The organism is Paenibacillus sp. FW126-R14 (assembly GCF_058789495.1).
Genome location: NZ_JBYTBS010000045.1, coordinates 41,331 through 60,543 on the forward strand (window position 1 = coordinate 41,331; position 19,213 = coordinate 60,543).

At 50.3% G+C, this 19,213-nt stretch carries 16 protein-coding genes; 7 read left to right on the plus strand and 9 right to left on the minus strand.

The features are described 5' to 3' along the window. Positions 1-30: 30 nt before the first annotated feature. Together AC3WRW_RS24060 and AC3WRW_RS24065 are read right to left on the minus strand one after the other, a co-directional pair. The gene (locus tag AC3WRW_RS24060; RefSeq protein WP_492548809.1) at positions 31-2,100 is read right to left on the minus strand and encodes a bifunctional aldolase/short-chain dehydrogenase; all 2,070 of its coding nucleotides are present in this window, start codon (positions 2,098-2,100) and stop codon (positions 31-33) included. Positions 2,101-2,384: 284 nt separating this feature from the next. Beyond that, positions 2,385-3,266 carry a DMT family transporter gene (locus AC3WRW_RS24065; protein ID WP_492548810.1) on the minus strand — a complete coding sequence of 294 codons (882 nt, stop codon included), beginning with the start codon at positions 3,264-3,266 and terminating at the stop codon, positions 2,385-2,387. A 132-nt stretch (positions 3,267-3,398) separates the two neighbouring features. Between AC3WRW_RS24065 and AC3WRW_RS24070 the strand changes: the two genes are divergently transcribed. Beyond that, positions 3,399-4,262 (plus strand): LysR family transcriptional regulator, encoded by an 864-nt coding sequence (locus tag AC3WRW_RS24070; RefSeq protein ID WP_492548811.1) that lies wholly within the window; start codon positions 3,399-3,401, stop codon positions 4,260-4,262. Positions 4,263-4,275: 13 nt separating this feature from the next. On the opposite strand, the gene AC3WRW_RS24075 is transcribed toward AC3WRW_RS24070, so the two are convergent. From AC3WRW_RS24075 to AC3WRW_RS24085, 3 genes are all read right to left on the minus strand, one after another. Further along, on the minus strand, positions 4,276-4,887 hold the full coding sequence (locus AC3WRW_RS24075) for an SLOG family protein (protein WP_492548825.1): 612 nt from the start codon (positions 4,885-4,887) through the stop codon (positions 4,276-4,278). Between the two features lie 76 nt (positions 4,888-4,963). Further along, complete coding sequence (locus AC3WRW_RS24080) at positions 4,964-6,004, minus strand: dienelactone hydrolase family protein (protein WP_492548812.1); 1,041 nt, start codon at positions 6,002-6,004, stop codon at positions 4,964-4,966. A 22-nt stretch (positions 6,005-6,026) separates the two neighbouring features. Beyond that, positions 6,027-7,310, minus strand: coding sequence for a Gfo/Idh/MocA family protein (locus AC3WRW_RS24085; protein WP_492548813.1), 1,284 nt, complete (start codon positions 7,308-7,310; stop codon positions 6,027-6,029). 157 nt (positions 7,311-7,467) lie between these two features. Between AC3WRW_RS24085 and AC3WRW_RS24090 the strand changes: the two genes are divergently transcribed. After that, on the plus strand, positions 7,468-8,289 hold the full coding sequence (locus AC3WRW_RS24090) for a helix-turn-helix transcriptional regulator (RefSeq protein WP_492548814.1): 822 nt from the start codon (positions 7,468-7,470) through the stop codon (positions 8,287-8,289). Between the two features lie 58 nt (positions 8,290-8,347). Here AC3WRW_RS24090 and uxaC read toward each other — a convergent pair whose 3' ends face one another. The 3 genes from uxaC to AC3WRW_RS24105 all read right to left on the minus strand — a co-directional run bounded on the left by uxaC (position 8,348) and on the right by AC3WRW_RS24105 (position 11,764). Then, positions 8,348-9,748 carry a glucuronate isomerase gene (uxaC, locus tag AC3WRW_RS24095; RefSeq protein WP_492548815.1) on the minus strand — a complete coding sequence of 467 codons (1,401 nt, stop codon included), beginning with the start codon at positions 9,746-9,748 and terminating at the stop codon, positions 8,348-8,350. A gap of 126 nt (positions 9,749-9,874) precedes the next feature. Then, positions 9,875-10,807: a VanW family protein gene (locus AC3WRW_RS24100; protein WP_492548826.1), complete on the minus strand. Its 933-nt coding sequence runs from the start codon at positions 10,805-10,807 to the stop codon at positions 9,875-9,877. Between the two features lie 147 nt (positions 10,808-10,954). Next, on the minus strand, positions 10,955-11,764 hold the full coding sequence (locus AC3WRW_RS24105; RefSeq protein ID WP_492548816.1) for a phytanoyl-CoA dioxygenase family protein: 810 nt from the start codon (positions 11,762-11,764) through the stop codon (positions 10,955-10,957). Positions 11,765-11,927: 163 nt separating this feature from the next. On the opposite strand from AC3WRW_RS24105, the gene AC3WRW_RS24110 reads away from it, so the two are divergent. The 4 genes from AC3WRW_RS24110 to AC3WRW_RS24125 all read left to right on the plus strand — a co-directional run bounded on the left by AC3WRW_RS24110 (position 11,928) and on the right by AC3WRW_RS24125 (position 15,973). Continuing rightward, a complete protein-coding gene (locus AC3WRW_RS24110; protein ID WP_492548817.1) occupies positions 11,928-12,701 on the plus strand; it encodes a helix-turn-helix domain-containing protein in 774 nt (257 codons plus the stop codon). 68 nt (positions 12,702-12,769) lie between these two features. After that, positions 12,770-14,002, plus strand: coding sequence for an aminopeptidase (locus AC3WRW_RS24115; protein ID WP_492548818.1), 1,233 nt, complete (start codon positions 12,770-12,772; stop codon positions 14,000-14,002). Between the two features lie 205 nt (positions 14,003-14,207). After that, positions 14,208-15,125, plus strand: coding sequence for an arginase (gene rocF, locus AC3WRW_RS24120; protein ID WP_492548819.1), 918 nt, complete (start codon positions 14,208-14,210; stop codon positions 15,123-15,125). A 134-nt stretch (positions 15,126-15,259) separates the two neighbouring features. Continuing rightward, positions 15,260-15,973: a DUF1361 domain-containing protein gene (locus AC3WRW_RS24125; RefSeq protein WP_492548820.1), complete on the plus strand. Its 714-nt coding sequence runs from the start codon at positions 15,260-15,262 to the stop codon at positions 15,971-15,973. Positions 15,974-16,003: 30 nt separating this feature from the next. Here the strand turns inward: AC3WRW_RS24125 and aspA are convergent, their stop codons facing one another. Next, the gene (gene aspA, locus AC3WRW_RS24130) at positions 16,004-17,422 is read right to left on the minus strand and encodes an aspartate ammonia-lyase (RefSeq protein ID WP_492548821.1); all 1,419 of its coding nucleotides are present in this window, start codon (positions 17,420-17,422) and stop codon (positions 16,004-16,006) included. A 476-nt stretch (positions 17,423-17,898) separates the two neighbouring features. On the opposite strand from aspA, the gene AC3WRW_RS24135 reads away from it, so the two are divergent. After that, positions 17,899-19,098 (plus strand): ornithine--oxo-acid transaminase, encoded by a 1,200-nt coding sequence (locus tag AC3WRW_RS24135; RefSeq protein ID WP_492548822.1) that lies wholly within the window; start codon positions 17,899-17,901, stop codon positions 19,096-19,098. Positions 19,099-19,213 lie beyond the last annotated feature (115 nt).

Below are 19,213 nucleotides of genomic sequence, written 5' to 3' on the forward strand. Positions count from 1 at the left end.
ATAATAGCCTCCTTTTGGATATGGAACGGATTAGCGGGTGAATGCAGCCGGAACGCCGCCGTCAACGGTGAGCATGCAGCCCGTCGTTTTCTCTGCTTTGGAAGAAGCGAAGTACACGATTGCTTCCGCAACGTCTTTCGGGAAAATATTGACAAGCAGCGTCGTTCTTTTGCGGTAGTGCTCTTCCAGTTGGTCCGGTTCGATGCCGTAAGCCGCAGCGCGCTCATTGCGCCAGTTGGAGTTCCAAATCGTCGAACCTTGCAGAATTGCATCCGGCAATACGGAGTTCACGCGAATGCCGTATTCCCCGCCCTCAGCTGCGATGCAGCGCGCCAAGTGAATTTCAGCCGCTTTCGCTGTTGAGTAAGCAGAGGCATTTTTACCTGCAAATACAGAGTTTTTGGAGCCGACGAATACCATGCTGCCGCCAACGCTTTGTTTTTTCATAATTTTAAACGCTTCTCTGGCTACCAGGAAATAGCCTGTGCTGAGCACGTTCATGTTCAGGTTCCACTCTTTGAGGGAAGTTTCGTCAAAAGGACTTGATGTCGCAAGACCCGCATTGTTCACGATGATGTCAACCCCGCCGTAGCTGAGGATCGAGTCGCGGTATGCCGCCTCCACTTCTTCTTCCTTCGTGACGTCCATTTTGACGGCGATGGCTCTGTTTTCGCCATACTGCTCGTTAAGTTCTGCCGCTAATTTCTGTGCGCCTTCGAGATTCAGGTCAGCCAGCACGACGTGCGCGCCGTCTTTGAGGAATTGACGGGCTGTTACGCTTCCGATTCCGCCTGCGCCGCCAGTGATAAAAGCGATTTTGCGGGAAAATTCCGCTTCTGCAGGAGCAAGCGTCAATTTGTATAATTCAAGTGGCCAGTATTCCACGTTGTAGGACTCGTTTTCGCTTAAGGAAACGAATGTTCCAAGAGCCGTTGCGCCTCTCATTACGGAAATCGCACGGTGGTACAGCGCGCCGCTTACTTGCGCCATGGCCCAGCTTTTGCCCGTGTTGATCATCCCGATTCCCGGGATCAAAATAACGCGTGGAGCCGTTTCAAAAATCACGTCGCCTTCATTTTTGTTGCGCTCGAAGTACGCTTTGTACTCTTCTTTGTATGCTGAGATGCCTGCTATTAGAGCCTCGGTTAAGGAAGCGGCATCGCGGGAATTCGGATTCCAGTCGATGTAAAGCGGCTTCATTTTCGTGTGAACAAGGTGATCCGGGCAAGCTGCGCCAACTTGGGATAGGACAGCTGCATCCTTGCTGTTTACGAACTTCAAAACATCGTCAGCGCTGTCTACGGTAAGAATCATTTTCTTCTCTTGGGAAACAGCTCCGCGAGCGATTGGCAGCACTTGCGCCAAGATGTCGCTGCGCTCGGACTCGGAAAGGGACTCGTATTTGGAGCCGCCATACAGGCTATCTTCATTAACACGCGCTTCGATAAAGCTCTCAGCTTCATTGATGATCGCCAGCGTTTTGAGGTAGCTTTCCTCGGACGTTTCGCCCCATGTAACCAGACCGTGCTTCTCCATCAGCACCAGCTCGGCTTGCGGATTGTTTCTTACGCCTTCGGCGATCATCTTGGACAGTGTAAAGCCAGGACGTACGTAAGGTACCCATACGAAGCGGTCGCCATAAATTTCTTTCGCCAGCTCACGGCCGTTATGCGAGCAGCACAGCGAAATAATCGCATCCGGATGCGTGTGATCCACATGTTTGAACGGCAGGAACGCGTGCAAAAGCGTCTCAATCGAAGCGCGTGGATGCTTGCTGTCGATCATGCAGTTGACTAGGTAAGCGACCATTTCCTCGTCGGACATTTCGTCTCTTTCGTACAAAGGACGGATGTCTTCCATGCGAAGACCTGTGAAATTCTTCGCTTTCATCGTCGCAAGGTCGGAACCGCTTCCTTTGACCCACATAACTTCAACGTCACGGCCGCGGAAATCCTTCTCGATCGTTTTGTAAGACGTATTGCCCCCGCCCCAGTTAGCTACTGCGCGATCGGTCCCCAGTAAGTTGGAACGGTACACCAGTTCCTCGACGCCTTTTGAAACGCTGCTTGCTTTTTCTGCTTCCCACAAATTCGCAACCATAAATACCCTCCTAATATAGGGATCCTTGAGCGCTGCTCAAAGTCTCTCCTCTTCACATCCCATGAAGTTGTGTTTGTTTTTGATGGATTCATCGTAACACATCTTTGTTTATTTTTGAATCATTATTTTTATTTTTGTTTTTCTTTGGTCGGAGGAAGAAAAAAACACCCCCATTGGGCGGCAATGGAGGTGTGAGTTGCTTATATGGGGATGCTCTGATTTCTCTCGGTAACGCTGTAAAACATGATTATCTCTGCCGGATATCCACCACAAGCCAGCACATCTCACCTTAGCACTCTAACCAATCGCCCTTCCGAGCGAGCCTTCCCCTCCCAATTTACCAAAAAGATACCCACACAAATAAAAGCACCGCCCAAGCTGACATACCAGGCGACTTTCTCGCCAAGCAGCAGCCAGCTGGAAAGGAGGCCGAACACCGGGACTAGAAACAAAAAGGCGCTCGTTTTGGCCGGGTCTCCGCTGCGGAGCAAATAAAACCATAAGACGAATTGAACGATCGATCCCATGATAACAAGCCAAAGCACCACGGATACCGACGCAGCAGCAAATACAAAATACGGATGCTCCGTCCCTGCACTCAGAAGGAGAAGCGCAATCCCCCCTGCAAGCATCTGATAAGCAGCCAGTACGTTCATATCAAACTCAGCACCCCACCGCTTAATGAGCAGCGTAGATGCAGCAAAAAAGACAGCTCCGGCAAAGCCGATCAAAGTACCCACTTGGAAATTCATCTGCAGTCCGAAGGTAATGACGACGCCGAGAAAACCAAATGCTACGCCGAACCATTGACGCCCGCGGTACTTGGCTCCCATAAAGAAAGTCCCCAGCACGATAACGAGCAGCGGGTTCGTACAAGTAATAATCGAGGATTCGCCCGAGCTAATCCAATGCATGCTGTAATAGGCGCAGCCCATCACGCCGGCAGATTGAATCAGGCCGATCAACGCCGCTTTCCCCCACATCGAGCCAACGGGACGGGGCTTTTTCCAAACGATAGCAGCGAGTATCCCCCCTGCCAGAACAAACCGAATGCCCATCAAAAAGAAAGGCGTCGCATAAGCCATCCCCACTTTCCCAACGGGAAAAGAAATCCCCATGATTAAGGTTGTGACAAGTATTAGTGCCATATATTTATATTTATTCATCCTAAAAAGCCTCCCTATCAACAAGTTGATTCCATTGTAAAGGAGGTTTAAAATTATGTATAATGATTACTATGGATACTCAACATCAGAAAAAGTGATACCAAAATCACCGCGATACGGAGGCTCAAAACAATGGAAAGCGCAGATTTGCGAGTGTTTCAAATGGTTGCACGTGAAGGCTCCGTGACCAAAGCGGCCGGACGGCTCGGTTATGTACAATCCAACATTACCGCTCGTATACAGCAGCTGGAGTCAGAGCTGCAGACAGTTCTCTTTTTCCGGCATAACCGGGGCATGTCCTTAACATCCAACGGAAAAACGCTGCTCGCTTATGCCGATAAAATCGTCGGCCTGCTGGACGAAGCTGTCCTGGCCATGTCTTCCTCCGCCGAACCCAGCGGTCCGCTTTTGATAGGCTCAACACAGACGGCTGCTGCGGTCAGGCTTCCCAAACTGCTTGCCTTCTACTACGAACAGCATTCCAATGTTCAGCTCTCTTTGACGACAGGACATTCCCAATTTTTAATGGAAAAAGTGCTTCGGTACGAGCTCGATGGCGCGTTCATCGGCTGTTCCTGCACACATCCTGACCTGCAGTCTATCCCGGCATACGAAGAGGAATTGGTTGTCGCGGCCGGACCTCAAACAGCCAGTCTCGATGAAGCTTTAAAGAAGCCCATCCTAGTCTTTAGCCCGGGCTGCTCTTATCGTGACGTTTTGGAACAGTGGCTGCAATCCGTCGGCACACCGCATCCGGTCATCATGGAATTCGGCATGCTGGAAGCCATTATAGGCGGCGTATCCGCTGGACTAGGGATTTCGCTCATGCCCAAAGCCGTCACGCACAAACATGAGGTAGAAGGTTTACTTCGCACATTTGCGATTCCTCAACCATACCGCTTTATCAAAACTGAATTTATTACGCGCAAAGATGCCTTTGTCAGCAGCTCGCTTAACGCATTAATCGGTATGATCCCAGGAGATGCCGGAGCTTAGAGCGATGTGCTCTTTAGATTTCCTGATAGTCCGTATCATGCATGGGGGCGTCCATATCTCCCCACTGATCTCCTTGCTGGTCCCCCTGCTCATCTTCTGCGACATTTTGCAGATCGGCGGCATTGATTGTTATGATCGGGTAGGTGTGTGCGGCCGCCAACTGCGCAGCCTGCAGCTTCATAAACTTCGGCGATCCTTCCGTTTCCTCATCGTACACCAGCAGAATGCCGTCCGAATTGCGCAGCAGGAACTTGTCCCGCTCTTTGAACTGCCACGGCCCTTCATACTTGGTCTTCGTGATGCTGTTGACATAATTCGCCCGATTCATGACGCTGCTGTAGCAGCTCTTCTTCTCGTCGCTCCATTTCTCTTCCTGCTCCAAAAAAGGCGTAATGACAGCCAATTTCAGCTGCGGAAAAGTACTCTCTCTTAGTTCAAGGACAGCCTCGGCCGCCCACAGTTCAACGCCCCATCCACCGCTGACAACGACCCATTCCAGTCCCTCTTCAATCAGCGGAGTGAGTCTTTTTTGAATGGCTTTTTTTATAATCGGGATACCCGGATGTTTTAAAGAAAAAATGCCCAGCTCGGATGCTTTATAGCCCGTAATTAAGATTCGTTTCAGAAAGCCCACCACCTTGTAAACTCTTCCTACAGGGTAGCACAGATAGCATGCGATAGAAAGCAAAAAGAGCCGCCGGTTAATGACCGGACAGCTCTCTTTCCATAGCCTCCACAAGCCATGGATACGCCTGGCTTCCATTCACTTCGTGTTTGCCCTCGTACAAATGAACCCCTAAATTCTCAGCCGCGCCCGCTTCTGCGTACAAGCCCCGCAAATACTGAACCGCGGCTTCCGCCGTTGCAACAGGGAAAATCGGATCCTGTTTGCCTGAAGCAATGAACAGCGGACGCGGAGCTATGAGCCCCATGAATTCAGGCAGCTCCCCATACGCCAGCGCGCCGGGCAAGTAGTTGTCGATGCAGTGGCGGACATGCATAATGCTGCCTTTGAATGTATTGGCGAAAGCGCATAGCACCACCGCTTTGACCCGTTCGTCCATGGCCGCGGTGTATGAAGCGATCAAGGCGCCTCCGGAGAAGCCGAAACAACCCACACGGCCGCCGTCAACATCATCGCGAGACAGCATATAGTCGATGGCGCGCTGCGCCTCCTGCACGCGCAGCCCTGCCAGCGATATGCCGTACAGCAGCAGATGGGAGGCAAGCGATTGGCAGGATGAGCTGCCAACCTTTCCTTCCTTGAGATCATCAGCCAATCGGCGATCGCCGAAACCGATGATCTCAGGTACCATCACAATGAAGCCGCGCCTCACTAATTCAAGCGCATAGTTGCCATGGGAATCCGGTTCTCCCGTGTTTTCGGAGCCATCCTGATGCATGCCGGCAATCTGCCTGCTGCCATAACCATGCCCGTGCAGAGCAAGCACCGCTCTTGACGGCCCCTTTTTCCCCTTAGGTATAAGGACGTAAGCGGGGACGCGGAATCCCAACACCGTACCGAACTCGATGCGCTCGCGAATGTGATCTTCCCGCTCAGTCCGCTCAAGAAGAACAGGAAGAAGCTCATCTTCCTTCTCCATCCCTATTTGCAAAGAGTCGGCTAACCCTTGTTTCAGCCTGTCTCTCGTCTGGCCGGCAGTCTCTTGCTGCAGCTGCGCTTGACGCTTTTGCTCATAGGAATGATAAAGCTTCTCCATAACAGCATCTGGATTCCACATACAATCCCCTCACTCTCATCCGCTAAAACGTGACTAATTTATCAACGGCAACCGGTTGTCCCGTACGCAGTGAAATATTGCCCGCGATGCCTGTAAGAATGGACATCGCACCGTCCACATGGGATGCCGCTCTTTGGAACCGGTCGTCAGACGCTTTCTCGAAAATATCGCGAAGCAGCACAGGATCGCCGCCGCCGTGACCGCCAACGCCTTCTTCGATATGAACCTGATAAGGAGCCGCGAACATCGGGAATACTTTAATCGTTTTTTCCTGCAAAGCGCCTTCGTCTTCTTTTTTGCCGCCGGAATTCACGTAGGATTTCTCAACGACCTTCATCTCAATGCGGCCCTTGCTGCCGTTGATTTGCACGTTGAAGCCTTCCCATGGCATATAGGCATTCAAGGAATAGGTCAGGATTGCTTTGTTTTTGTAACGAACCATTACGCCCATCGTATCTTCAATATTAATGCCGTCGCCGAAAACGCTTTGATCGCGCTGGTAGCCGTCTTCATGCTCCGCATCCAAATACAGGCCTTTGAGGTGCTCATTCTGATCCAAATGGAGGGCAAAAGGATCTCCTTTCGCGTTTTCGTTCCCTGTGGCGCGTTGGTAGAACTTCGTTTCTCCGCGCTTCTCGGCATTTTCCCGGCCGTAAAACATTAAGCCGCCCATCGCAAAAACCGTATCAGGACGCGTCCCCAGCCAAAAATTCACCAAATCAAAATGATGCGTAGATTTATGCACCAGCAGCCCGCCGCCATTGCGCTTATCCCGGTGCCATCTGCGGAAATAGTCTGCTCCGTGCTCCGTATTCAGCAGCCATTCGAAATGCACGGAATGCACGTCGCCAATCGTTCCATCCATAATCAGCTCACGGATTTTCGTATTGTGCGGAGCGTAACGGTAATTGAAGGTCACGCGAAGCTGACGGCCCGTCCTTTTAATCGCGTCGAGAATTTCTTGGCATTTCTCTTCATCCACCGTCATCGGTTTCTCTGAAATCACATCGCACCCTAGCTCCATCGCTTTAATAATATACGTATGATGCGTACGGTCAACCGAGGTTACAATCACGTAATCCGGCTTCTCTCTGCGGATCATCTCTTCGAATTCATTTGCTTTATACGTTGGAACCGCCTTATATTCATATTTGTTTTGCAGCAAACCGTTTGTAAAATCCATTCTCGTTTGATTAACATCGCAGATCGCAACCAACTCTGATGTATCTTGGAAATCTCTCACGATAGCGCCATAGAAAAACTCAGCCCGTCCTCCGGTGCCGACGATTGCATAACGTTTTTTCATACTGATTTAACCCCTCTCGAGAATAAGTTTTCTTACCTCAAGATTAATACAATATTTGCTGCGTTTCTATTCAAATCTTATCTATTCTCTTTCAATCCTTGCATATTTTGCTATAATGAGAGTACATTTATTTTGGCATGACCGAGAGGTGTCCCTTGTGATCCAATACGAAATCGAACGACTGCGAAGAGAGCGCCCTTACTCGATGCAGCTGAACCATTTTCATGATCATTATGAAATTTATTATTTGTTAAGCGGCAAGCGCTACTACTTTATCCAGGACCGGTCGTACCTCATTCAAGAAGGCGATCTCGTCTTTATCGATAAAAATCAGCTTCACAAAACGCGGAATGTCGATGAGGAGATGCATGAACGCATTTTGCTCAGTTTCGATGACAGGTGGATTCGCTCCATCGGTGAAGATGCCGTCACGCATTTGCTCCTCCCTTTCGTGCAAAAGCAGCACGTATTCTCACTTAGCGGTACGAATCGTACCCTCGTGGAGAATCTGCTGTTTCAATTGCTTAGAGAACAGCAGCAAGCGCTGAGCGGCTGGCAATTGAACAGCCGAGCGCTGTTTACGCAGCTGCTGATTTTCTGCTCGCGGCTGACCGATAAGCTAAGCTCTGCACAGGAGCACCCGCAAGCCCATAATCCCAAAATCTTTGAGATTGTGGCTTATATCAACGAGCATTACCGGACTCGGCTGACGCTTGCCTCCATTTCGGAGACGTTCTATATTAGTCCCAGCTATTTTTGCCGCTCGTTTAAAGAGACCACCGGCTTTTCGTTCGTTGAGTATTTGAACAATGTGCGAATCAGAGAAGCCCAGCGGCTCCTCAGAGAAACGAAGCTGAAGGTGATCCATATCGCCGAGCAATCCGGCTTCGACAGCGTCGCTCATTTTGGCCGCGTGTTCAAGCAGGTCACTACGCAGACGCCGCTGGAGTGCCGGAAGCTGATGAGGCTCAGCCAGTAGCAAAAAAAGGGGCTCCCCACAAGTAGATCACTCTACTCGCAGGAAGCCCCTTTCTTATTTAGAACCCAAAGTATTGTTTCGCGTTGTCGTAGGAAATGCCTTGCACCAATTGCTTGAGCAGCTGCTCGTCGTTCGGGAATTCGCCCGCTTCGACCCACTCGCCGAACATGTTGCACAAAATTCTGCGGAAGTACTCATGTCTTGTGTATGACAAGAAGCTTCTGGAGTCGGTGAGCATGCCGACGAAACGGCCGAGCAAGCCGAAATTGCCGAGCGATTTCATCTGCGATACCATGCCGTCTTTTGTATCGTTGAACCACCAAGCGGCGCCAAGCTGAATTTTGCCTGGGATGCCGTCGCCTTGGAAGCTGCCCATCAAGGAGGCGAGAATTTCATTATCGCGGGCATTCAAGGAGTAAAGAATGGTTCTTGGCAGTGAATCCGCAACAGCCAGCGATGAAAGCAAGCCGGTAAGCGCGCTCGCTACAAGGCTATCGTTAATGGAGTCGAATCCAGTGTCCGGGCCGAGCTTCGCAAAAGCTTGTCCGTTATTGTTGCGGGACGCGTTGATATGGTACTGCATCGCCCAATCCAGCTTTTTGTACACGCCACCAAGGAATAATAAAGTGAAGGCTTTATATTTCTTCTCCTCTTCCAAACTAACCGCGTTGCCGGCCAGCGCAGATTTGAAGATTTGCTCTACTTCCTCTTTGGTCGCCACTGCAAAAGGCACATAATCCAACGCATGGTCAGACACCTTACAGCCTACGGAATTAAAGAATTCCGCTCTGTTCTCAAGCGCCGCGAGCAGATCGTCGTAAGACGAGATCGCGATGCCGGCTGCTTTTTCCAGCTGAGCAATCCAAGGTAGGAATGTCGCGCGGTTAATTTCAAGCGCTTTGTCTGGACGGTAAGACGGCAGCACTTGCGTATTGAAATCTTCGATTTCTTTGATTTTGATATGATATTCCAGGGAGTCAACCGGATCGTCCGTTGTGCAAATGACCGTTACTTTGGAATTCTTGATCAGGTCTCTGGCGCGTGAATTGCCTTCAGCCAGCTTGGCATTCACTTTTTCCCAGATTGCAGGCGCATTCTGTTCATTGATCAGGTCATATACACCGAAATACGTTTGCAGCTCCATATGGGACCAGTGATATAACGGATTGCCGATCGCCATCGGAAGCGTTCCTGCCCAAGCAACGAAACGATCGTAATCGCTAGCTTCGCCGGTAATTTTATTTTCTTCAACGCCGTTGGCGCGCATCATACGCCATTTGTAGTGGTCGCCATACAACCATGCTTCGGTAATCGTATTGAATTGTTTATTTTCATAAATTTCTTTAGGGCTCAAATGGCAGTGATAATCAATAATCGGCAGATCTTTGGCATATTCGTGGAACAAATGAACGGCTGTTTCATTGGTAAGCAAAAAATTTTCATCTAAAAACGTTTTCATAAAGTGAATTTCCACCCTTCTCTAACCTGCATGATCTGCCCTTAATTGTAGCGGAAGGTGGAGGTGAAGTCTTGTGATTTTTTGCTTTAATTTTGTGAAATATGCATATATTGACCTTGCCCATGACTAGGGAGCTGAATTTTTCGGATCTGCCCCCACCGTTATTTCTTCCGGCAAAGCCTTGGAAGCGCCCGGAACATGCCGCGGCTTATGATTGATTTGCTCGGAGGAGTAGATGCTGACATACACACGCCCGGGCAAAGCCTGAGCCCTGATAAGGACAGGCTGGTTATAGTTGTTTTTGAAACTAAAATCAGGACCTCCCCAGTTCACCGTCGCGTCTCTCCCTGAGGGAACATAGGGAACCGACCGGCTGTGCGAGTATCTTTCCACAATCGTAAGCCCCGCCCTGTCCACCGCGTTAAATAGCGTTGAGGACGTTTGGCAAATGCCGCCGCCAATCCCTTCCGAGAATTCGCCCCTGACAATGACTTTGGCGGGCATATAGCCCCTGCCGCGCGTACGAACACCGACAACCCGGTTAAAAGAAAACGTCTCGTTCGGGAGAACGACGTAATTGTTAATCGCCTGAGTCGCCAGTTTAATGTTCGTAAAGCGGTGCTTATTATTCGAATTAAAATACGTGACATAATAGCCGATTGGATGTACCCGAATGCTGGCCAGCAGTTCACTATCGACTTTAGGATAAATGGACGTCAGCGGAACATCGAATGTCAAAGGTCCATCACTGTAGAAATGGGTATAAAATTGTTCCACAAACGCTTTCCGGTTCAGCCTTGCGCCCGGGATCTCCTTCACAATGCCGCCGGCATCGCTAATCGTAGCGTTCACCGGCTTCCGGTACGCTTTCTTCTCCATCTCGGCCATAAGTCGATTTACACGTTCATTATCGATCAAAGGCAAATCCACAAAGTCAAGCCTATAGGCCTCACGCTGCACATTCGCTTGAATTGGAGAAGTTCCATCTTTGGTTGCGGCTTCCGGCGCTTCACTCTGCTGTAATAAAAGCAGCAGCCCCGCAATCCATCCATGTATCATCAAATCAATCACCCCTCCCCTATTGTAAACAATTGAAAATTTTCCATACCCCATAAATGATTTCATAACGATCATGCAAAAAGGACCGTCCCCAACCATGAGGCCGGCCGAGGACAAGTCCTTATTTTCCAATTTATAGGATGTTCTTTAGTGCGGGTAAACGATTTGGAACTCTTCTCCGCAAGGGCCGCCGTTCGGGTTGATTTCCAAGTCGACAGTGGCGCCGTTTTGGCGGTACAAAGGGCGATAGTAGCTGCTAATGTGCGTAGCGGACTGATTGGCGTAATGACAGATGAACGCCCTGCGGAAGCGGTCCTTCGTTTTGTTGCGATACGAGCCGTGGATGAGATTGCCGTTAAAAAAAAGCACATCGCCTCTGTCCATGACGACTGGCATCGCCTTCTCGTCTTTGGGCGGCTTCACATAGTGCGTCGTAAACGATTCCTTGGCGTCCGCAAGATCCGGGCAGGACAGCTCCAGCGCGTTTGTTTTGGGAACGACGAGCAAGCCGCCGTTTTCCTCATCCGCCGCGTCAATCGCAGTCCAGGCGGCAATACAGTTGCCGGGCTCAACCTGCAGATAGAAGTTATCCTGGTGAAGCGCTTGGCCGCGGGAACCCGGCGGTTTGTAATAAAACATGCTCTGCGCAGCCAGCGCCTCTTCGTCATACAAATCGGCTAACACCTCCATAACCGGCTGATGCAGCATATACTTCTTCGCTGTCTCATTGAAGCGGTGGGGATGCATAACTCGCGGGTAACGCTTTAACGGATCGGCCCCGTCCGCCTGCAAATCAGGCTCAAAATGGCCCGGCACCGTACCCATGGCGATCTCTGCGAATGTGGCGTCGATTTCAGCCAGATTTCCCGCCGAAAACAACCCTTTTACAATCAAATATCCTTCTCTTTCAAAATGTTGTTTTTGCTCCTCTGTCAGTCTTAGCAATGCGCTTTTCATCTCGTCTTCCCCCCAAGGTCCCATAGTGTTCTTTCATGTTTCCAGCATATCGAACTTTGCCATAGCATAGAAGTAAGAATGCTGCTAATTACTCCTACAATTCTGCTATCTTCTGTTATACTCATATCATCATCCGGCAGCGGTCAGGAAGGAAGAGATCCTCATGAACAGCGAAGAAAACACATTCTTGGCAGGACATTTCAAAGAAACAGATTCGTATGTCACCATACGTCCCGAGGGACGCAGCGATTGGCTCCTTTGCTTCACACTGGACGGAGAAGGCTACTTCAAACACGCCGGCCATGAACGGCGCTGCCGGACCGGGGACCTCACCCTTCTTGCTCCGGGGACACCGCAGCACTACGGTACGAGGAAGAACCATACCTGGCATTTCGTCTGGGCGCATTTTCCATCCCTCCTCACAGAAACAAACCTGCTGCCGAAGGAAGAGCAGCTTTTCGTTACGATTGAAAGCGAGTCGCTTCGAGAGCGCATCTTTCAAGCTTTCGTACGCATCCTCCAGGATTCCAGAGAGCGGGGCGAATATTGGTTTGAGCTGATTCTCTCTTCCTTACGGGAAATTCTGCTCATCATGGCGCAGAAAACAAGCCGTAAAATGGACCCGCGCATTGAAGAGGTCCTTTACCTACTGTCGCAGCAGATGCGCGAGCCTGTCCGCATCGAGGAGCTGGCGCAGCATGTCGGGCTTTCTCCTTCGAGACTTGCTCATCTTTTCAAAGCCAGCACCGGTTATTCCATTATCGATTCCCTCAACCGGATGCGGATCAGGCAGGCTGCTCTGCTGCTGGAGCATACACAGCGCAGCGCTTCAGAAGTGTGCTATGACGTAGGCTTTCAAAACTATAATCACTTCACCAAGCAATTCCGCAAATGGCAGGGCACAACCCCCAGCACCTTTATGAAAGAACGACGGTAAAATTTATTTGACAGTTCGGTGCCCGCACGATAAACTGCAAGCAAGATATAGAATAAAGGAGGATTTCTATGACCTTTGAACGTAATCTTGACAAATATGCGGAGCTTATCGTCCGCATCGGTTTGAATATTCAGTCTGGTCAAACGCTTTGGATCAATGCTCCCATCCTCCATCCTGCGCTCGTGCGCCTCATATCCCGTAAAGCTTATGAAGCCGGAGCCAAACACGTACATATCGAATGGCAGGATGAAATCTCCACGCAAATTAAATATATGCATGCTCCTGACGAAGCCTTTCACGAGTATCCGTCATGGAGAGCGCAAGCCCTTACAGAATTGGCGGAAAACAACGGGGCTTACCTATGGATTAACGCCGATGATCCCGAGCTGCTGAAGGACGTGGATCCCGCGCGTATTTCCGCTAATTCCAAAGCGGCAGGTCCGAAACTTAAGACGTGGAGAGAAAGCATGTCTTCTTATTTCATGACCTGGTCGATCGCCGCTGCGCCATCTCCGGCCTGGGCTAGCAAAGTGTTCCCGCAGTTGGAGGAAGAAGCTGCCATGAACGCTTTGTGGGACGCCATTTTCAAAGCGGTCCGGGCGGATCAAGACAGCCCTGTGCAAACTTGGCACGATCATAATGCTACACTGCGCAGCAAAAGAGAGCTCCTTAACGAGAAGCAATTTCATAAAATTCATTACCGCGCCCCAGGCACTGAGCTGATTGTCGAGCTGCCGCCAAACCATATTTGGCGAGGGGGTTCCGCAACCAACGGAACAGGCGGTTTTGAGTTCAACCCGAATATTCCGACGGAAGAAGTGTTTGTTTCACCGCATCGTCAAGGGACGCAAGGAACGGTACGCAGTACGAAACCGTTAAGCTATCATGGCAACCTGATCGACAACTTTACGATCACTTTTGATAACGGAAGGATCGTCGACTATACCGCCGAGACAGGCTTCGACTCCTTGAAAGAAATGATCGAAATGGATGAAGGCTCCCATTATTTGGGGGAAATTGCGCTTGTACCGCATGATTCACCGATTTCCAACTCGAATCTGATCTTTTTCAATACGCTTTTTGATGAAAATGCTTCTAATCATTTGGCTCTAGGAAGTGCTTTCCCGACATGCGTGCAGGGCGGAACTTCCATGTCCAAGGAAGAGCAGCTGCAAGCCGGCCTTAACGACAGCCTGATCCATGTTGACTTTATGATCGGTTCTGGGGAGATGGACATTGACGGCGAGCATGCCGACGGCCGCATTGAACCTGTTTTCCGCAAGGGCAATTGGGCATTGTAACATAAACCAAAGAAACCTTCCAAACCCACAATAAGTGTGGAGCGGGAGGTTCTTTTTTCATATAGTAAAGAAACAACCTGTTTCAAGTCCTTAGTTGGACAAATAACAGCGAACCGGGAGCATTGCTTCTTATCAATTTGGGAATGTTAGTCAGAAGACAGACGGAAATTTAGGCAACCCTATCCAAACAAGAGGAGTTGATCGTATGAGCACCAAACCGACGATTGCTGCGATTAGCGTGCCATTTGACCTTGGAGCAGGCCGGCGCGGGGCTAGTAAAGGCCCTAAAGCCATCATGCAAGCAGGCTTATTGCGGAGCTTGCAGCAAATGGATATCGCCGCCGAGCACGTGGCGGAAATTCGCCTCCCGGGCGATAAAGCAGCTCCGCTTGCGCCTGAGGTGGATAAAACGAATTTGAAATATTTAGCTGAGGTTATCGAGATAAATACGCTCCTGTCCGAACAAGTGTCCAAGGCTGCGGAGCAAGGGCATTTCCCCCTCGTCATTGGCGGAGATCACAGCATCGCCATCGGGACTCTGGCAGGATTATCCGGGCATTATAACAACTTAGGCGTTATTTGGATTGATGCGCATTCTGACTTGAATACAGCGGACACCAGCCCGACCGGTAATATTCACGGCATGTCCCTGGCGGTCAGCCTTGGCATGGGGCATCCGTTATTAACCGGCATTAAACGGGATTTAGCGAAAGTAAAGCCGGAAAATATTGTCCTTATCGGATCGCGTTCGCTGGATGAAGGGGAGAAAAAACTGATCCGGGCGCTGGGCATTAAATGTTACACGATGCATGATATCGATATCAAAGGGATGGCGGCTGTGATGCAGGATGCTATCGCTTATATCAGCGGGAAAACGGACGGCGTTCATCTCAGCTTTGACGTCGATTCCTTGGATCCGCTTGAAGCCCCCGGCACAGGCACGGCGGTAAAAGGCGGGCTGCAATTCCGCGAAGCCCATCTCGCCGTAGAAATGCTGCACGAAGCAGGCATCGTCACGTCCGCTGAATTCGTTGAGGTCAATCCGCTGCTCGACGATAACAACAAAACCTCGCAATTAGCCGTCGGTCTGATCAGCTCCTTGCTGGGCAAACAAATTTTATAGCGGCATTCTTGCCGTCTGCCGAACTTTCCGTGAACTCGCGCCCTCTTCGGGGTGCGGGTTTTTCTGCTTGTTGGTTGCAGTTATAATTGGTAAAATATAGATAAACTATCCGATTATTATGACTGGAGCTTAGAATGAAAACTTTGAATCAATGGTATCTGCAGATTTTACTTGCTCTCCTTTCTTTGTGTACGATCGGGATCTATTTGCTTTTCAAAAACCAAACGTATTATGAATTTCTGCTTTGGAATCTGTTTCTTGCGTGGATCCCCAATCTCTTCGCTTTGGGAGCTTACTTTTTACATCCGCTAAAACCCTTTGCTTCCCGAAAAATTCTCATACTCGCATTAGGACTAGCCTGGCTGCTGTTCCTCCCTAATGCTCCGTATATCGTCACCGATTTCATTCATTTAACGATTCTAAAGAACTCCTATATGCCTAAAAAAACATGGAGTATGAATTATTGGTATGATCTTTTTACTATTTTTTTATTTGCTTGGAACGGATTATTGCTGGGGTGCAGCTCCATGTATATGATTCATGTGATCGCGGTCAAAAGCTGGGGCCGCCTCCTCTCGTGGCTGCTCATCATCGCGACCTCGCTGCTGAGCGGATACGGCATTCTTTTGGGAAGAGAATACCGTCTAAATAGCTGGGATGCGCTGATGAACATGCAATTCGTGAGTATTTTGCAGCGGAGCTTGCACAAAGATGCTTTTATTTTCTGCTTGCTTGTCGGTTTTGTCATCCTTACGGTTTACGCAACCTTCTACATGCTTATCAATGGTGCAGGCAGCTCGAAGCTTGCAGCGGAAAAAATAAACGCCCCCAGCCCATCATCGCGATGAGCCAGGGGCGTTCGTTTATTCAGTCCTGTGTTAGTCGGCAGGCTGCAGCAATCTTTCGCCGGCGATTCCCGGCGTCGTCATTTGAATCGGATTGAGGATTTCTTCAATCTCCTCTGTGGTCAGCAGTCCGCGCTCCAGAATCAGCTCCTTCAGCGTCATGCCGGTGCGTACGGCCTCCTTCACCAGCTGTGCAGCAACTTCATAGCCCAAATGCGGGTTCAAAGCCGTTACGATGCCGAAGCTTTGCTCGACGAAGGTGCGGCACCGCTCGCGGTCAGCCTCCAAGCCCTCAATCGCAAAGCGTTCGAATACATCCGCGGCGTTGCGCAGAATTTTCAGCGATTGCAGCAGATTGAACGCAAGAACCGGCCCCATGACGTTCAGCTCGAATTGGCCTGCTTCGCATGCCAAGCAAATCGTATGGTCGTTCCCTATAACTTGGAAAGCGACTTGGTTGACAACTTCCGGCATGACAGGGTTCACTTTGCCCGGCATAATGGACGATCCCGGCTGTCTCGGAGGCAGCTTTAGCTCTCCTAAACCGGCGCGCGGACCGGATGCCATGAGGCGGATGTCGTTGCATATTTTGGAAAGATTCACGGCACAAACCTTCAAGGAAGCGGAAAGCTCTGTGTATGCATCCATGTTTTGCGTGCCATCGACCAAATGCTCGGCATTTTCAACGGGAATTCCGCACTGCCCTTTAAGATGGAACATCACGCGGTCTACGTACTCAGGCTTCGCATTCAGCCCCGTTCCTACCGCAGTCGCCCCCATGTTCACGGTCAAAAGACCGACGGAAGCTTGGCGAATCCGGTTGATATCGCGCTGCAAGACACGTGCATAGGCACCGAATTCTTGCCCAAGGCGAATCGGAACTGCATCTTGAAGATGCGTTCTCCCCATTTTGATCACGTCGTCAAATTCCGTTTCCTTCCGGGCAAAAGCGCTCTGCAGCGACGTCATCGTCTCAATCAATTGCGTGGATAACCGGTAGGCGGCAATTTTGATCGCCGTAGGAATAGCGTCATTCGTCGATTGCGACATATTGACATGGTTGTTTGGATTGCAGTGGAAATAACTGCCCTTCTCCTCGCCCATCAGCTCAAGCGCCCGATTGGCCAGCACTTCGTTCATATTCATATTAATCGAAGTTCCCGCTCCGCCTTGGATGGAATCCACGATAAATTGTTCGAGCAGTTTGCCGTCTCTTACTTCCTCGGCTGCTTTTACGATATGCTCCCCGATTTTTTTAGGCAGCATGTGGGTTTCCATGTTCGCCAGAGCTGCTGCTCTCTTCACTTCTGCTAGAGCTGTGATCAGCTCTGCGTGAATTTTAACGCCAGTAATTGGAAAATTCTCAAGCGCACGCATCGTCTGAATGCCGTAATAGGCATGGGCCGGAACTTGTTTTTCACCTAAAAAATCTTTTTCAATGCGAATACTCATCTTACACACCGTTCCTTTTTCTTTAAAGTAAATGCTCGTTGCGAAGTAGGTGTTCTAGTAGCATCCTTCATGGACATTTCGTTAATTGACCACTGTAATGTACAGTGTCTATCAAAACCTATTCGCGCTTCGTGCAAAGAATCCTGCAATATCTGACACGTTCTGTAATAAATTTATGTGACAATGAAAGCATTTTCAAATTACGCATTGTTTTCGCAGCCTTCAAATAATATTTCCCATATTCGTCAATACCATGATTGAACTTTGCACATTTCGAGAAAACTTGTATCAACGCTCTTTACTTATATATGCCGGCCGCACGCTAAAAGCAAGGACACTTCGCTCACACGCACAACAATTCGGAGCACATTCGCAACGTTCAGAGGGGAAGAATACAATAGATTACAAGCTCGCCATGTGTGACCATGCATTTATCACTGACGTTTGGCCAGGTTGCACGCCAAGGAGGAATACGGATGGATACAAAAAGTTCGTCGATCATCGAAAAAACCGAAAAATACGGAGCACACAATTACCACCCGCTGCCGATTGTGATTTCAAAAGCAGAAGGCGTTTGGGTCGAGGATCCGGCCGGCAACCGTTATATGGATATGCTGAGCGCTTACTCGGCTTTGAATCAGGGGCATCGTCACCCGCATATTTTGAAGGCTTTGCATGAACAAGCGGAGAAAGTGACTCTGACTTCCAGAGCTTTTCACAGCGAGACACTCGGAGCTTTTTATGAAAAATTAGCGGCCTACACAAAGAAGCCGATGATTTTGCCGATGAACACCGGAGCCGAAGCGGTCGAGACGGCGATAAAAGCGGTTCGCCGCTGGGGCTACGACGTAAAAGGCATTCCGGCGGATCAAGCGGAAATTATCGTTTGCGAGGGGAATTTCCACGGACGCACGGTGACGGTCACTTCCTTCTCGTCGTCGCCGGAATATAAACGCGGCTTCGGCCCCTTCACCCCGGGCTTCCGCATCATCCCTTACGGGGATGTGGAAGCGCTTCGGGCGGCTATCGGGCCGAACACGGCCGGATTTTTGTTCGAGCCGATTCAGGGCGAGGCCGGCATTGTCATTCCGCAGGGCGGTTACCTGCGGGAATGCTATGAGCTGTGCCAAGCGAATCGGGTGCTTTTCGTCGCGGACGAAATCCAAACGGGATTCGGCCGTACGGGCCGCCGCTTCGCCACGGACTGGGAAGGCGTCACGCCGGACCTGTACATTATGGGCAAAGCGCTCGGCGGCGGGGTCTTTCCGATCTCGGCTGTGGCCGGAGACCGGGAGGTGCTTGAGGTTTTCGAGCCCGGTTCCCACGGCTCCACCTTCGGTGGGAACCCGCTCGGCTGCGCCGTCGCTATCGCGGCGCTGGAAGTTATCGAGAACGAGCGGCTCGCGGAGCGCTCGGATGAGCTTGGGGCGTATTTCCTGAACCGGCTTCAGGAAATACAGTCCCCCAGCATCGCGGAAATTCGCGGGCGCGGGCTGTTCATTGGTATTGACCTTAAGGTTTCGGCTCGTCCGTTCTGCGAACAGCTGAAGGAGAAGGGCTTATTGTGCAAAGAGACGCATGAGCACATTATTCGTTTCGCTCCTCCGCTTACGATTACGAAAGAGGAGCTGGATTGGGCTTGGCAGCACGTGCATGATGTGCTGAGCGGGGTTTAGGCGGCTAGGGAGCGCGGGCAAAAAATTCAGCCAGCTCATGTTTTGTAAGCCGCGAGGTTAGCTACTTGGCTGGTGGCTGGTGGCTGGTGGCTGGTGGCTGGTGGCTGGTGGCTGG